We start from the raw sequence: 14,429 nt of genomic DNA on the forward strand, positions 1-14,429 counted from the left end.
TCAGCTGTCCTTCAGATAATAGCGTTCGCCCGACACCTGCGTCCCGTCGAATTCGTAAATGATCGGCTGGCCGGTTGGTATCTCCAGTCCGGTTATCTCGTCGTCGGAAATGCCAGACAGGTGCTTGACCAGGGCGCGCAGGCTGTTGCCATGGGCCGAGATGATGACCGTCTCGCCCTTGCCCAGCTGCGGGAGGATGGCTTCTTCCCAATAGGGGAGCACACGCTCGATCGTCAGCTTGAGGCTTTCGGTGCGCGGCACGTCGATCCCCGCGTAACGCGGATCATCGGAGAGGTCGAACTTGCTGCCCGGCTCGAGCTCGGGAGGCGGAACGTCGAAGCTGCGGCGCCAGATATGCACCTGCTCGTCACCGTGCTTCTCGCGCGTTTCCTGCTTGTTAAGGCCGGTTAGCCCGCCATAATGCCGTTCGTTGAGGTGCCAGTCTCGCGTCACCGGGATCCAGAGGCGGTCGCACGCTTCGAGCGCGATATTGAGCGTCTTGATGGCGCGTTTCTGGACGGAAGTGAAAGCGGTCGTGGGCAGTACGCCCTTCGCTTTCATCAGCTCACCGGCTTCGCGCGCTTCCGTTTCGCCCTTCTCGGTTAGGTCGACATCCCACCAGCCGGTAAACCGGTTGGCGAGGTTCCACTCGCTCTGGCCGTGACGGACGAGGATCAGCTTGGACATGGGCGCTCCCTGTTTCCCTAGGAGCACTGCGCGTTAGCGGTCTGAGTCGGGCTTGGAAACCCTGTCTGCATCCGATTCGCGGATTTCCCGCGCCTGTCCCTTTCGGCGGCGCAGATTCTCGCGAAGTTTCGCTGCAAGCCGCTCTTCGCGGGTCATCTTGTCGTTTGGCTGGCTCATTGCGCAATCCTTTTGCGAAATTCGGCCAGTGTCGCAAGCGAAGGTTGACTTATCCGCCGTGTCTGCCAATAGCGCGCGCCTCCACCCCGCGAGCGTTCTTGCGGAGGATCCGTGCTGCTGTAGCTCAGTGGTAGAGCGCACCCTTGGTAAGGGTGAGGCCGGGAGTTCAATCCTCCCCAGCAGCACCATTTTCTTCCCTTCATCCGTGAACACCGGGGGCCATGCTCCCGGCTCGATCCATCGTGGCCAAGAACCGGGTTGCACATTGCCACCCATCGCGGCACTCCCTTCATCGAGGGAGAGATAGATGGATTTCCGCCTGACCGAACAACAGCGCGAACTTCAGGACGCTGCGCGCACCTTTGCACGCAAGGAACTGCCCGACCTAGCACGAAAGATGGAGGAGGAGGATTTCTCCGTTCCGGCCGACATGATGCGTCGGTATGGCGAAATGGGTTTTTTGGGCGTCAACCTGCCGGAAGAATATGGCGGTCTGGGGCTGGGCCATCTCGAGGCACTGCTGGTGCTCGAACAATTCGCAATGATCTCAAATGCCGTCGCCTTCCCGGTATTCGAAGCGCTGGTCGGCCCGGTTCGCACGCTGGAGCGATTCGGAAGCGATGCGATCAAGGCGAAAGTGATCCCGCAGGTCGTTTCAGGCGAGGCGACGGTGGCCGTTTCCATGTCGGAACCCGATGCCGGAACGGCGCTCACTGACCTCACCACTCGCGCAAGCGACGAGGGCAGCCACTACCTTCTTAATGGCAACAAGCGATGGACCAGTGGCGCAGGGCATGCACGCTATTACGTCGTCTACACGCGGCTTTCCGACGCCCCGGGGGCGAAGGGGATCGGCGCATTGCTGGTCGACAAGGAAATGGAAGGCGTGAGCTTCGGCAAGCGCGAGCAGTTGATGGGCTTTCGGGGGATCGAAACGCGGGACATCACCTTCGACGGCGTGAAGGTGCCCAAGGAAAACGAGATCGTCCCCGCCGGCGGTTTCGGAAAGTTGATGAGCGCCTTCGGGCTGGAACGCTGCGGCAATGCCACGCAGTCGCTCGGGCTTGCTGCGGCGGCGCTGGAGCAGGCGACCGCATATGTGCAGGAGCGCGAAGCGTTCGGGAAACCGATCGTCGATTTCCAGGCGGTGCAGATGCGGCTGGCGGAAATGGCGATGCAGGTCGAAGCGTCGCGCCTGCTGATCTATCGCGCGGCTGCCAATGCGGAGCATAACCCCGATGGGCTGCCGAGCGTCTACGAAAGCTCGACCGCGAAGTGTTTTGCCAACGATATCGTGCGTAGCGTGACCGCCAATGGAATGCAGGTCATGGGCGGCTATGGCTACCACAAGGAATACGGCATGGAGCAACGCGTTCGGGACGGGTTCGCCTGGGGCATCGCTGGCGGCACTACCGACGTGCAGAAAACGAATATCGCGGCAGCCATCGTCGGGCGGCGCTTCGATCAAAGGCGTTGATAGCCGGCGCTGTATTGCTTAGGTATGACGGCATGGAAGACACGACGGGGCTGACCGAACTCGATCCGCGCTACAAAACGATGATGCGCCTCGTCGCGGCGATATTTGCGGTCGTCTTGCTCGCCGGGGCCAGCATAGCGGAATTCGTCATACCGGGCTGGACCGGTGTGGTTTGGGGTCCGGTCCTGCTGGTCGTATTGTACCTCGTCGTCTGGCTGCCGATGCGCCGCTATTCGACGCGCGGCTATTCCCTGGCGGAAGAAAGGCTGCGCGTGGTGCGCGGCGTGCTGTTTCGCTCGGATACCGTCGTCCCTTTCGGACGCGTCCAGCACATCGATGTCGAACAGGGGCCGCTTGAGCGCGCGTTCCATCTTGCGACGCTTACGGTTCACACGGCGGGCAGTCACAATTCCTCCGTATCCCTTCCCGGGCTCGCCCATGAAGATGCAATGGCGATGCGGGAACAAATCCGCGCCGCCATCCGACGCGACACGCAATGACGGGCGACCTTCGCGAACCGAAGCGAACCGATCCGCGAACCTTCCTGGTGGAGGCGGTCAGCTACATAATCCGTTTCATTCCGGCCGCGGCCGCGCTTTTCGTCGTCATGCGCGACGAACTGGACAGACTTTCGTTTGCCTTGCCGATTCTCGGCCTGCTGTTCGTCGGCAATCTGGTCGCGCAGTACCTACAGTGGACACGGCTGACCTACGCTACCGGCGATGCCGACATCCGGGTCGAGAAGGGGTTGTTGTCTCGCGCCGCCAGATCGGTCCCTTACGAGCGCATCCAGGATGTGAGCATCGAACAGAAGCTGCTTCCCCGGCTCTTCGGCCTCGTCGCAGTGAAGTTCGAGACCGGGGCTGGCGGCAAGGAGGACCTCTCGCTTGCCTATCTTTCCGAAGCGGAAGGGGAGCGGCTGCGGGAAGTCGTGAAGGAGCGACGCGACGAGGATGCGCCGCAAGCCTTGTCCGAAGTTCCGCAAGCCGATTCCGAACAGAGCAGCGCGCCGCTTTTCCAGATGGGACCGAAGCGAGTCCTTACATTCGGGCTGTTCGAGTTTTCGCTGGCTGTGGTCGCGGTGATCGGCGGTCTCGCACAGCAATTCGAGTTCCTGCTCCCCTTCGACATCTGGGATCTCGACCTCTGGCAGGAAAGGCTGGCAGGGCCGGGCCAGCAATTGGCCGGGCTTGGTCCCCTGGCACAAGCGATTGGCGTCATGATTGGGGTGGCGACCCTCGCAGTTCTCGGTTTCGCGACAGGGATTGTGCGCACGGCGCTTCGCGAATGGGATTTTCGCCTCGATCGCACACCGAAAGGCTTCCGCCGCCGCCGCGGATTGTTGACCCGCACCGATCTAGTCATGCCCGTGCACAGGGTTCAGGCGCTGAGGCTGGAAACGGGCTTCTTGCGCAGATTGTTCGGCTGGCACGGGCTCAAGGTGATCAGCCTTGCGAGCGACAGCGGCGCGGCCAATCATGAAGCTGCGCCGTTCGCGCAGATGGACGAAATCGCGCCTATCGTTGCGGAAACCGGCTTCGCGCTACCGGGGAGCGACATCACCTGGCACCGCGCCATGGACCGGTATCGCCTCGACAAGATGATCCTCGCCAGCGTGGTACTCTTGCCCGTCACTATTGCGGCGATCTTCATCACGCCATCATGGCAATGGCTCATCCCCGCGATAACGCTCGCATGGATCATTGCGCATCACTGGTGGCGTTGGCGCCATGATCGTCATGCGCTCGATAAGACGCAGCTCTATTCAAGGCATGGCTGGTTCGCGCCCAGCCTCGCTATCGGATCGCGCACGAAGCTGCAGTCGGTCGAGATAATGCAGGGGCCGATCGCCAGACGTCGAGGTTATGCAAGCCTGCTCCTGGGGCTTGCTGGCGGGAATTTGCGCGTTCACGGAATGCCGCTGGCGGAAGCGAGCAAGTGGCGGAGCGCTATCCTCGAGAGTATCGGCAAAACCGATTTCTCCGACTTGCTGGAGGCGCGGGTCGAGCCGGCCTAGGCGCGCAAGTCCGAGAGTTCCGGATGCCGCCTGAAATATCCTTCCACATATGAGCAATCCGGCGCGATGCGAAAGTCTTGCTCCTTCGCATCTTCTATCATGGCCTTGACCAGCTTGGCGGCCAGGCCTTTCCCGCGCGCCTCGGTCGGGACGAAGGTGTGGGTGGCGTGACGTACGTTGCCTTCGGCGCGCCAGGTCAGTTCAGCTTCCCGCGCAGCACCCCCGACTGACGTGAAGTACCGCCCCTTTGTTTCGTTTCCTTCGTGCTGGATTTCGATCCTATCGCTCACGCAGATTTCCTTTCTGTGCAAGCAACGCCGTGCGCGCTAGAGGCGTTCCCCTATGACGAGCCAGGCCCAGTTTCTCTCCGACAATGCAGCCAGCGTCCACCCGGCGATCTGGGACGCCCTGCGTGCCGCCGATGCGAGCGATGCACCCTATGACGGCGATGCACACAGCGCTTCGCTCGACGAGAAGTTTTCCGCGCTGTTCGGGCGCGATTGCGAAGTCCTTTGGGTGGCAACCGGGACGGCCGCCAATTGCCTCGCGCTGGCGACCATGGTCCAGCCGCACGGCGGGGTCGTGTGCCATGAAGAGGCACATATCGAAATGGACGAGGGCGGCGCGCCGGGCTTCTATTTGCACGGCGCGAAATTGCTTCTGGGCGAGGGTGATGGCGCAAAGCTCTCGACCGACAGCATTCGCGCGGTAATCGATCCGATCCGCGACGATGTGCACCAGGTCCAGCCGCACGCGATTTCGATTACCCAGGCGAGCGAATACGGGCGTGTTTACCGGCCCGAAGAACTCGCCGCTATTTCCGCTCTCGCGAAGGAACGCGGGCTCGGACTTCACATGGATGGTGCGCGGTTCGCCAATGCGGTGGCGTTTCTCGATGTTTCGGCCGCGCAAGCCGCCGGTGATGTGGATGCGCTCAGCTTCGGCTTTGTCAAGAACGGCGGAATGACCGCAGAGGCGATCGTCTTCTTCGATCGCGGACTGGCCGATGTCGCGCGGTATCGCCGCAAGCGGGCGGGCCATCTGCAGAGCAAGGGGCGCTATCTCGCGGCCCAGCTTCACGCCATGCTCGACGGTGATGTCTGGCTCCACAATGCCCGCTCGGCAAATGCCGCCGCTCAGGAAATTGCCGGAGCCTGCGGTGGGCGACTGATGCACGCTGTCGAGGCGAACGAGGTTTTCTTGCGCTGCAGTGCTGCAGAGCGCGAGGCGCTGAGGGCCCGTGGGTTCGGCTTTTACGACTGGGGCGACGACGCGGCGCGGTTCGTCACTGCGTGGAACACCCGCGAAGAAGACGCGCGGGCGCTTGCATCGGCGATCTCCGGCCTATGAGCGCTTCTGCGGGTGAGACGACGCTGCTGCGCTGGCGCATCGTCATCCCCTTCCTCCTCACCGGAATGATCTGGGGCTCGACCTGGTGGGTCATTACCGACCAGATCGACGGGGCCGCGCCCAGCTGGTCGGTGGCGGTCCGTTTCGCAATCGCAACCCCTGCCATGTTCCTGCTGGCCCGCGTCATGGGCCGGTCGCTGGCGATCGGCGGGAACGGCCACATCCTCGCAATCGCGATCGGGATCGCCCAGTTCTGCGCCAACTTCAACTTCGTCTACCGGGCCGAGCTTCACCTTACTTCCGGCATCGTCGCGGTCATGTTCACCATGCTGATCGTGAGCAATGCCGCATTCGGCTGGTGGCTGCTTGGGCAAAGGATCACCCGGGGCTTCGTCGTGGGAACTGTCGTCGCACTGTCAGGCATCGCCCTGCTGCTTATCCACGAAGCAGGATTGAACCCGCTGGGCGGCAGCATCCCGCTTGGAATTCTGTGGGCCGTGTTCGGTATTCTTGCCGCAAGTATCGCGAATGTCGTGCAGGCCAACGAGACCGGCCGCGCGCTGCCGATGGTGTCCTTGCTGGCATGGGCGATGCTCTACGGGACGATCGCCGATTTTGCCCTCGCTTGGTTCACCGCCGGACCGCCGCAGCTTCCGGACCGGCAGAGCTTCTGGCTCGGTATCGGATGGCTGGCACTGGCCGGTAGCGTCGTGACCTTTCCGCTCCACTATACCCTGGTTCGCGAGATCGGGGCAGGCAGGGCAGCCTATAACGGCATCGTGACCGTCATCGTGGCTATGCTCCTATCCACACTTTTCGAAGATTACCGGTGGACCACGCAGACCGTGATCGGCGCGGTGCTGGCGCTGATCGGCCTCGTCATTGCCCTGCGCGCCCGGCAGGCACCGCCACCGGCGCTAAAGCAGGCTGCCTAAGCCCTCTCGATAGGTGGGATAGCGAGGCTTCCAGTCCAGCAGCCGCTTGGCCTTGCCATTGGCGACCCGGCGGTTCTCGGCATAAAATCCGCGAGCCATGGGCGAGAGGTCGGCTTCCTCCATCGACACCAAGGGTGGCGGTTCGGTACCTAGTAAGCGGCAGGCCTCCTCGATCACCGCGTTCTGGCTCGTGGGCAGGTCGTCTGCGAGATTGTAGGCGCCCGCCGGCGCGCTTTTCTCGATGGCGGCGACGACACCCGAAACGATGTCTTCCACATGCACGCGGCTAAAAACCTGTCCGGGCAGATCGATGCGGTGGGCCTTGCCTTCGCGCACCCTCTCGAAAGCGCTGCGACCGGGGCCGTAAATGCCGGGCAGTCGGAAGACGCGTGCATCCAGCTCCAGCCACCGCGCATCGCATTGCGCACGCGCCGTGCGCCGCCCACCGCCGGTCGGGCTGCCTTCATCGACCCAGGCGCCCTCTGCATCTCCGTAGACCCCGGTGGAGGAGAGATAGCCAAGCCATTGGCCTTCCAGCGCGTGTCCGTATCGGTCCAGCACAGGATCCGTGCCGTCGGCGGGTGGCACCGAACTCAGGACATGGCTGGCCGACCCCACGGCGCGGACCATTGCATCCATGTCGTCGAAAGCGATATTCCCCGCACTTCCGCTTGCATCGATGTGCCAGCCGGAACCGCGCATCGCTTGCGCAATTCGTCCCGCCGTGTAGCCGAGACCGAAGATGAACAATCGAGCCATCGGCGCGTTCTAGCGTAAAGGTTTCAGATTCACAGGATGAACATGGATATAGCACGCACTCCCTCGAGCCCCGACGGCAACATCGAAATGGCGGATGCAGCCGTGGAGCCGCATGATCCGCCCGAGATCAGGCGCGAGGATTATCGTCCTTTCCCGTGGATGGTGCCCGAGACCCGTCTCGAGTTCGACCTCGGCCTAGAGAGCACCCGCGTCAGATCGCGGCTGACCGTAGCGCGCAATGCCAAGGCCGATGCCTCGCCGACAATCAGGCTGAATGGCGACGGCTTGGTCCCGACAAGTGTGAAGATCGACGGGGAACCGACGCAAGCCTACACTATGGATGGCGACGATCTCGTGCTTACGCTTCCCGGCGAAGCGCACGAAATCGCGATCGAGACCGAGATCGATCCCTCCTCCAACACCCAGCTGATGGGCCTTTACGCCTCGAACGGAATGCTCTGCACGCAGTGCGAATCGGAAGGGTTCCGGCGGATTACCTTTTTCCCCGACCGCCCCGATGTGCTCAGCACCTTCACCGTTCGGATGAGCGGTGCAAGGGACCAGTTCCCGATCCTGCTGTGCAACGGCAACCGCACCGACGAAGGAGAAGACGGCGATACCCACTGGGCAGAGTGGCACGACCCCTGGCCCAAGCCGTCCTACCTCTTTGCGCTGGTGGCTGGCGACCTCGTCGCGCGCAGCGACAGCTTTACGACCATGAGCGGCCGCGAGGTCGAGCTCAACGTGTGGGTTCGCGACGGCGACCTGCCTCGGACAGAGCACGCGATGGAGAGCCTCAAGCGCTCGATGAAATGGGACGAGGAAGCCTTCGGGCGCGAATACGATCTCGACCTGTTCAACATCGTTGCGGTCTCGGACTTCAACATGGGGGCCATGGAGAACAAGGGCCTCAACGTCTTCAATACGAAATACGTGCTGGCCGATCCGGAAACCGCAACCGACGGCGACTTCGATGCGGTCGAGGGCGTTATCGGTCACGAGTACTTCCACAACTGGTCGGGCAACCGCATCACCTGCCGCGACTGGTTCCAGCTCTCGCTCAAGGAGGGCTTTACCGTCCTGCGCGACCAGCTCTTCAGCCAGGACATGGGCAGCGAGCCGGTGAAGCGGATCGAGGATGTCCGCATCCTCCGCCTCGCCCAGTTCCCCGAAGACTCCGGACCCTTGGCGCACCCGATCCGCCCGGACAGTTATCGCGAAATCAGCAATTTCTACACGGCGACAGTCTACAACAAGGGCGCCGAGGTCATTCGCATGATGCGCACAATGGCCGGAGAAGAAGCCTTCCGCAAAGGCACGGACCTCTACTTCGACCGTCACGACGGGGAAGCGGCGACCTGCGAGGATTTCGTCCGCTCGATCGAGGATGGCGCGGGGCTCGACCTGAAACAGTTCCGCCTGTGGTATTCGCAGGCCGGGACCCCGAAAGTTTCGGTCGAACTGACGCACGAAGGCGAGGAGGCAGTGTTGAAACTTCGCCAGACCGTCCCGCCGACGCCTGGCCAGCCGGACAAGAAGCCCATGCCGATCCCGCTTAAGCTGGCTCTTTTCGACCCTGAGATTGAGTCGCACAGCGGCGAGCAACTGATCGTGCTCGACACCGAATCGGCGGAGCACCGCTTCGATGGCTTTGCCAACAAGCCAGTCCTGTCGATCAATCGGGGCTTTTCGGCGCCGGTCACGATCGACCGTGCGATCGATCGCGAGGATCTCGTGTTCCTTGCAGCCTCCGATGACGATCCCTTTGCGCGCTACGAGGCTATGCAGGATCTGATGGTCCGGCATCTGGTTGCCGCAGTCGGTGGCAAGCTTTCCGAAGAGGAGCGGAACCGCGGCGGCGCGAGTATCGCCGAAGCCATGGGCGCTATCCTTGCCGATCCGGACATCGACGACCTGATGCGAGGCGAGCTGATGAGCATGCCAAGCCAGACCTACATCGCAGAACAGATGGAGCTGGCCGACCCGGGCCTCATCCATGCCGAGCGCGAGCGTCTCAAGGCGCTGATCGGTAGCCAGCTTTCGGAGCCATTGCACCGGCTCTACGAGCGGGCCGAAAAGGTCCCGTTCTCGCTCGATGCGGAAGCGAAAGGCGCGCGCAAGCTGAAAACCATGGTGCTTGCCTATGCGGCAGCAAGCGATCCCGAAAAGGCGGCTGAACTGGCGTCCTACCAGTATGACCGGGCAGACAACATGACCGACCGGCAGGGCGCTCTCATGGTGCTCACCGGACTAGAAGGTGTGGAGCGGACCAACAAGCTGCTCGATTTCTACAACCGCTATGAAGGCAATGCCCTCGTGATCGACAAGTGGTTTGCACTGCAGGCCTCTTCGCTTCATCCCAAGGTCGTCGAGCATGTGAAGGCCCTTGCCGACCATCCCGATTTCACCCTGCGAAATCCGAACCGCGTGCGGTCGCTCTACATGGCCTTTGCCGGGAACCCGCAAGGCTTCCACGCGGCCAGCGGCGAGGGCTACAAGATGATCGGCGACCTCATCCTCGAGCTCGATCCGATCAACGCACAGACGGCTGCGCGCTTCGTGCCGCCGCTCGGGCGGTGGCGCAAGGTGGAGCCGCAACGGGCGGCTCTCATGCGCGAGCAGCTTGAAAGGATCGCAAAGGCCGAGAAGCTGTCGCGCGATACTTACGAGCAGGTTTCCAGAAGCCTGGCTGACTGAGGAAAAGCGCGTGGCGGAAGGTCAAGATCTGTTGCGATCCGACCGTATCGAGATCGACCATGGTTTCCTAACCGGACCCCAATCGGACAGGCGAGAGCTGGATCGGATAGGGGGCGATGCACCTACCGCGTTGCTCAAGCAGGTGCATTCTGCAGACTGCATAGTCGTGGGAAGCGGTTTCGATTTCGAGAGCCGGCCCGAGGCGGATGCGATGGCAACCAAGGTGCCGCAGATTCGCCTGGCGATCGTGACCGCCGACTGTGCGCCGGTCTTGCTCCACGATGCCGGCGCGGGGGTCATCGGGGCGGCCCACGCCGGCTGGCGCGGTGCGCATGGCGGTGTCCTCGAAAACACCGTCGCGGCGATGGAAACACTCGGAGCCCGGCCAGCTCGCATCTCCGCTGCGATCGGCCCATGCATCTCCCAGGCCAGTTACGAGATAGACGATGCTTTCCGGGCGAAGTTCGAAAGCGCCGCTCATCGATTTTTCGAGGCCGGTCGTGAAGGCCACTGGCAGTTCGATCTTGAGGGCTACGCGGCGCGGCGGCTGTCGCTTGCAGGGGTGGGAGAGATCGATCGCCTCTCGCTCGACACCTATGCGAACGAATCGCGGTTTTATTCCTTTCGCCGGTCGACGCATCGCGCAGAGCCGACCGAGGGACGCCAGTTCAGCGCAATCTGCCTGACTGCATAGTTGCATAAAGCCGAACTCGTCTGGCCAAAATGGCGGTTGGCAAGGGGGCGCAATAAGGCTAGAGGCCCGGACCAAACCGGGACACCGGGGGCTTTCGCACAGGCTTTTTCGCCTCGGGCATTGCCCGCACCGGATTTCCGGGCAACGGATCGCAATTCTTTCACGTCGTCTGCCAGCCCAGGCATTCGACCCGCAAGGCAGGCAAGGCAACGCGCTGATGGCAGACACAACTGCAACCGCTTCCACTGAAACCGCAGCACAGACCGATGACGGAATCCGTCGTCGCGACTTCCTCGACATCGCCGCAATCGGCGCTGCCGGCGTCGGCGGTCTCGCCGTGGTTTATCCGCTGGTCACCCAGATGGCTCCGTCAAAGGATGTCCTCGCGGCCAGCACGACCGAGGTGGACGTTTCGGGTATCGAGCCCGGCCAGGCCATCAAGGCCGTGTTCCGCAAGCAGCCGCTGTTCGTGAAGCGCCTGACCGATGCAGAAATAGCCTCGGCAAACGCCATTCCCACCGGCTCGCTCCGCGATCAGGAGAGCCTCGAGGACCGTACAAAGGAAGGTCATCGCGACATCCTGGTCACCATGGGCGTCTGCACCCACCTCGGCTGTGTGCCGCTGGGCGCCGCCGAAGGTGAAGTGAAGGGTGAGTATGGCGGCTACTTCTGCCCCTGCCACGGATCGCACTACGACACTGCTGGCCGCATCATGAAGGGCCCGGCCCCGACGAACCTCGAAGTGCCGGAGTACGAGTTCACCTCGGACACGGTAATCCAGGTCGGTTGAGCTAGAAGACGAGAGACACAGACATGAGCTTTCCCTGGGCACGCGAATATCAGCCGAGCAACGGCTTCACCCGCTTCCTCGACGAGAAGCTGCCGCTTCCGCGCCTCGTCTACAACGCGGTCGGTGCCGGTTACCCGGTTCCGCGCAACCTTTCCTATTTCTGGAATTTCGGCGTCCTCGCCGGTTTCTTCCTCGTTCTGCAGATCGTCACCGGCGTGGTGCTGGCGATGCACTATGCTGCGAACGCCCAGGTCGCATTCGCGACGACCGAGCACATCATGCGCAACGTCAACTGGGGCTGGATGATGCGCTATGCCCACGCAAACGGGGCGAGCTTCTTCTTCATCGTCGTCTACATGCACATTTTCCGCGGCCTGTTCTATTCGAGCTACAAGGCCCCGCGCGAGATGATCTGGCTGCTCGGCGTCGTCATCTTCCTGCTCATGATGGCAACCGCCTTTATGGGATACGTGCTTCCCTGGGGCCAGATGAGCTTCTGGGGTGCGAAGGTCATCACCGGCCTGTTCGGCGCAATTCCGCTTATCGGTGAGCCGATTCAGATCTGGCTTCTGGGTGGTTTCGCCCCCGACAACGCCGCTCTGAACCGCTTCTTCTCGCTGCACTTCCTGCTGCCGTTCGTGATCGCCGGTGTGGTTATCCTCCACATCTGGGCGCTGCACATCCCGGGCTCGTCGAACCCGACGGGCGTCGAAGTGAAGAGCGAAAGCGACACCGTTCCCTTCCACCCGTATTACACGGCAAAGGACGGCTTCGGCCTCGGCGTCATTCTGCTGGCCTACTTCGCGATGGTCTTCTTCCTGCCCAACGCACTCGGCCACCCGGACAACTATATCGAAGCCAACCCGCTTTCGACGCCGGCTCACATCGTTCCCGAATGGTACTTCTGGCCGTTCTACGCGATCCTGCGCGCTTTCACCGTCGACTTCATTCTCCCGGCCAAGCTGTGGGGCGTGATCGCGATGTTCGCTTCGATCCTGCTGTGGTTCTTCCTGCCCTGGCTGGACAAGTCGCCGGTTCGCAGCGGCCACTACCGTCCGCTGTTCCGCAAGTTCTTCTGGTTCGGCCTGATCCCGGCGATGGTCGTCCTGTTCATCTGTGGCGGCGCTCCGGCTGAAGAGCCCTATGTGATGCTCAGCCAGATCGCCACGGCGTACTACTTCCTGCACTTCCTGGTGATCCTCCCGATCATCAGCAGTGTCGAAAAGCCCGAACCCTTGCCGTATTCCATCACCGAGGCGGTGCTTGGTTCGGACAAGAAGGCCGTGCTCGGCGAAAACACGACGCCGGCCGTCTAAGCGATACGAGAAAGATCTTCAGGTCATGACCAAACTTCTCAGCGTCCGCCTCGTAGCCATCCTGGTTGGCCTCGGCTTCGCATTTGTAGCCCTCTTCGCTTTCGTCATCGGCGCCTATAACGCCGCAACGGAAGAGCCTGCCGGCCACCTGCCTTACGAAAAGCCGATGGACATCGCCTTCTCCTTCGACGGGCCTTTCGGCAAGTGGGACAAGGCGCAGCTCCAGCGCGGCCTCAAGGTCTACGACGAAGTCTGCGCGGCGTGTCACAGCCTCAAATTCGTGGCCTTCCGCAACCTGGAAGAGCTCGGCTACGACGAAGGTCAGGTGAAGGCATATGCCGCCTCCAAGCAGGTCCCGGGTATCGACCCGAATACCGGTGAAGCGGCCATGCGTCCGGGCCTCCCGACCGACTATTTCCCGTCGCCTTATCCCAACGCAGTGGCCGCTGCCGCTGCCAACAACAATGCGATCCCGCCGGACCTTTCGCTGATGACGAAGGCTCGCGGTGACGGGACGAACTACGTCGCGTCGCTGCTGATGGGCTATCAGGCGCCTTCGGAAGAGCTCCTTGCAGAGCACCCCGAAGCCGCTCCGGGACCGGGCCTGCACCACAACCCGTATTTCCCCAACCTCAACCTCGCGATGGCACCGCCACTCACGACCGACGGTCAGGTGACTTACGACGATGGCACGGAAGCAACGATCGAGCAGATGTCGAAGGACGTCGCCGCTTTCCTGACCTGGACGGCCGAGCCGACCCTCGTGAAGCGCAAGCAGACCGGTTGGCCGGTTCTCATCTTCCTCCTGTTCGCGACCATCCTCGCGTACATGTCGAAGCAGCAGATCTGGGCGGCAGTGAAGCCCAAGAAAGACTGATCGAGATCTTCTCGCTCTTTTTGAACGCCCCTGCCATCGAAGTGATGGCGGGGGCGTTTTCATTTGTGTTCCTCTCCAGTGCAAAGGCACGCCATGTCACCTGAACAGCTGAAGTCGCTTGTGCGAACGATCCCCGATTTCCCCAAGTCCGGCATCCAGTTCCGCGACATCACGACGCTGATCGGTCACGGTGAAGGTTTTCGTGCAAGCGTCGACTGGCTCTCCGGCCAGGTTTCCAAAGCGCCTGTCGATGCGATCGCCGGCATGGAGGCCCGCGGTTTCATTTTCGGCGCGGCAGTGGCAGCGGCGCTCGGCAAGCCGTTTATTCCCATTCGCAAGCCCGGGAAGCTGCCCATCGAGACGATCGGCGTCGACTATGCGCTGGAATACGGCAGCGATCGGCTCGAGATGGATCCCGAGGCTATCGGAGATGGGTGCCACGTGGCCATCGTCGACGACCTCCTCGCGACAGGCGGCACGGCTTGTGCGGCAACGCAACTGCTCCGCAAGGCCGGGGCGCGGGTGCAGACAGCAAGCTTCATCATTGATCTGCCGGACCTCGGGGGCGCCCGAAAGCTGCGCGATTGCAGCGTCGAGGTCACCTCGCTCATGCAATTCGAAGGCGACTAGGCCGGAATTTCGGTAAATTTGGA

The 14,429-nt window shown here is 62.2% G+C and carries 15 protein-coding genes and 1 tRNA gene; 12 read left to right on the forward strand and 4 right to left on the reverse strand.

The window, feature by feature from the left end; genetic code table 11:
• Entirely contained in the window at window positions 1-687 is a 687-nt protein-coding gene (gpmA, locus tag LCM24_RS06715; protein WP_224803277.1) for a 2,3-diphosphoglycerate-dependent phosphoglycerate mutase, read from the reverse strand.
• 33 nt (window positions 688-720) lie between these two features.
• A complete protein-coding gene (locus LCM24_RS06720; protein ID WP_224803278.1) occupies window positions 721-864 on the reverse strand; it encodes a hypothetical protein in 144 nt (47 codons plus the stop codon).
• Window positions 865-977: 113 nt separating this feature from the next.
• On the opposite strand from LCM24_RS06720, the gene LCM24_RS06725 reads away from it, so the two are divergent.
• From LCM24_RS06725 to LCM24_RS06740, 4 genes are all read left to right on the forward strand, one after another.
• A tRNA-Thr gene (locus LCM24_RS06725) sits at window positions 978-1,052 on the forward strand.
• Window positions 1,053-1,171: 119 nt separating this feature from the next.
• Window positions 1,172-2,341, forward strand: a complete 1,170-nt coding sequence (locus tag LCM24_RS06730; protein WP_224803279.1) for an acyl-CoA dehydrogenase family protein — start codon at window positions 1,172-1,174, stop codon at window positions 2,339-2,341.
• Between the two features lie 32 nt (window positions 2,342-2,373).
• A complete protein-coding gene (locus LCM24_RS06735; protein WP_224803280.1) occupies window positions 2,374-2,841 on the forward strand; it encodes a PH domain-containing protein in 468 nt (155 codons plus the stop codon).
• Entirely contained in the window at window positions 2,838-4,358 is a 1,521-nt protein-coding gene (locus LCM24_RS06740) for a PH domain-containing protein (protein ID WP_224803281.1), read from the forward strand. The genes LCM24_RS06735 and LCM24_RS06740 overlap by 4 nt, the downstream gene beginning before the upstream one ends.
• Here the strand turns inward: LCM24_RS06740 and LCM24_RS06745 are convergent.
• Window positions 4,355-4,648, reverse strand: coding sequence for a GNAT family N-acetyltransferase (locus LCM24_RS06745; protein ID WP_224803282.1), 294 nt, complete (start codon window positions 4,646-4,648; stop codon window positions 4,355-4,357). The two genes, LCM24_RS06740 and LCM24_RS06745, sit on opposite strands and share 4 nt — an antisense overlap.
• 52 nt (window positions 4,649-4,700) lie before the next feature.
• Between LCM24_RS06745 and LCM24_RS06750 the strand changes: the two genes are divergently transcribed.
• Entirely contained in the window at window positions 4,701-5,708 is a 1,008-nt protein-coding gene (locus tag LCM24_RS06750; protein WP_224803283.1) for a threonine aldolase family protein, read from the forward strand.
• Window positions 5,705-6,643 (forward strand): DMT family transporter, encoded by a 939-nt coding sequence (locus LCM24_RS06755; RefSeq protein ID WP_224803284.1) that lies wholly within the window; start codon window positions 5,705-5,707, stop codon window positions 6,641-6,643. The genes LCM24_RS06750 and LCM24_RS06755 overlap by 4 nt, the downstream gene beginning before the upstream one ends.
• Here the strand turns inward: LCM24_RS06755 and LCM24_RS06760 are convergent.
• On the reverse strand, window positions 6,626-7,402 hold the full coding sequence (locus tag LCM24_RS06760) for an SDR family NAD(P)-dependent oxidoreductase (RefSeq protein ID WP_224803285.1): 777 nt from the start codon (window positions 7,400-7,402) through the stop codon (window positions 6,626-6,628). The two genes, LCM24_RS06755 and LCM24_RS06760, sit on opposite strands and share 18 nt — an antisense overlap.
• A gap of 42 nt (window positions 7,403-7,444) precedes the next feature.
• Here LCM24_RS06760 and pepN point away from each other — a divergent pair, with 42 nt between their 5' ends.
• From pepN to LCM24_RS06790, 6 genes are all read left to right on the forward strand, one after another.
• Window positions 7,445-10,099: an aminopeptidase N gene (gene pepN, locus LCM24_RS06765; RefSeq protein WP_224803286.1), complete on the forward strand. Its 2,655-nt coding sequence runs from the start codon at window positions 7,445-7,447 to the stop codon at window positions 10,097-10,099.
• Between the two features lie 10 nt (window positions 10,100-10,109).
• A complete protein-coding gene (gene pgeF / locus LCM24_RS06770) occupies window positions 10,110-10,793 on the forward strand; it encodes a peptidoglycan editing factor PgeF (RefSeq protein WP_224803287.1) in 684 nt (227 codons plus the stop codon).
• 217 nt (window positions 10,794-11,010) lie between these two features.
• A complete protein-coding gene (gene petA, locus LCM24_RS06775) occupies window positions 11,011-11,583 on the forward strand; it encodes a ubiquinol-cytochrome c reductase iron-sulfur subunit (protein WP_224803288.1) in 573 nt (190 codons plus the stop codon).
• Window positions 11,584-11,606: 23 nt separating this feature from the next.
• Window positions 11,607-12,899, forward strand: a complete 1,293-nt coding sequence (locus LCM24_RS06780) for a cytochrome b (RefSeq protein WP_224803289.1) — start codon at window positions 11,607-11,609, stop codon at window positions 12,897-12,899.
• Between the two features lie 25 nt (window positions 12,900-12,924).
• Entirely contained in the window at window positions 12,925-13,776 is an 852-nt protein-coding gene (locus tag LCM24_RS06785) for a cytochrome c1 (protein WP_224803290.1), read from the forward strand.
• 93 nt (window positions 13,777-13,869) lie between these two features.
• Complete coding sequence (locus LCM24_RS06790) at window positions 13,870-14,406, forward strand: adenine phosphoribosyltransferase (protein WP_224803291.1); 537 nt, start codon at window positions 13,870-13,872, stop codon at window positions 14,404-14,406.
• Window positions 14,407-14,429: the final 23 nt, after the last annotated feature.

This window comes from Qipengyuania aquimaris (genome assembly GCF_020171965.1).
In the GTDB taxonomy this organism is placed as follows: domain Bacteria; phylum Pseudomonadota; class Alphaproteobacteria; order Sphingomonadales; family Sphingomonadaceae; genus Qipengyuania; species Qipengyuania aquimaris_A.

Bases quoted from the DNA above. Each gene is read 5' to 3' on its own strand.
- LCM24_RS06760 (WP_224803285.1), bottom strand. From the start codon at position 7,402: ATGGCTCGATTGTTCATCTTCGGTCTCGGCTACACGGCGGGACGAATT.
- LCM24_RS06730 (WP_224803279.1), top strand. From the start codon at position 1,172: ATGGATTTCCGCCTGACCGAACAACAGCGCGAACTTCAGGACGCTGCG.
- pepN (WP_224803286.1), top strand. From the start codon at position 7,445: ATGGATATAGCACGCACTCCCTCGAGCCCCGACGGCAACATCGAAATG.
- LCM24_RS06750 (WP_224803283.1), top strand. From the start codon at position 4,701: ATGACGAGCCAGGCCCAGTTTCTCTCCGACAATGCAGCCAGCGTCCAC.
- LCM24_RS06740 (WP_224803281.1), top strand. From the start codon at position 2,838: ATGACGGGCGACCTTCGCGAACCGAAGCGAACCGATCCGCGAACCTTC.
- LCM24_RS06780 (WP_224803289.1), top strand. From the start codon at position 11,607: ATGAGCTTTCCCTGGGCACGCGAATATCAGCCGAGCAACGGCTTCACC.
- gpmA (WP_224803277.1), bottom strand. From the start codon at position 687: ATGTCCAAGCTGATCCTCGTCCGTCACGGCCAGAGCGAGTGGAACCTC.
- LCM24_RS06790 (WP_224803291.1), top strand. From the start codon at position 13,870: ATGTCACCTGAACAGCTGAAGTCGCTTGTGCGAACGATCCCCGATTTC.
- LCM24_RS06785 (WP_224803290.1), top strand. From the start codon at position 12,925: ATGACCAAACTTCTCAGCGTCCGCCTCGTAGCCATCCTGGTTGGCCTC.
- LCM24_RS06720 (WP_224803278.1), bottom strand. From the start codon at position 864: ATGAGCCAGCCAAACGACAAGATGACCCGCGAAGAGCGGCTTGCAGCG.
- LCM24_RS06755 (WP_224803284.1), top strand. From the start codon at position 5,705: ATGAGCGCTTCTGCGGGTGAGACGACGCTGCTGCGCTGGCGCATCGTC.
- LCM24_RS06735 (WP_224803280.1), top strand. From the start codon at position 2,374: ATGGAAGACACGACGGGGCTGACCGAACTCGATCCGCGCTACAAAACG.
- petA (WP_224803288.1), top strand. From the start codon at position 11,011: ATGGCAGACACAACTGCAACCGCTTCCACTGAAACCGCAGCACAGACC.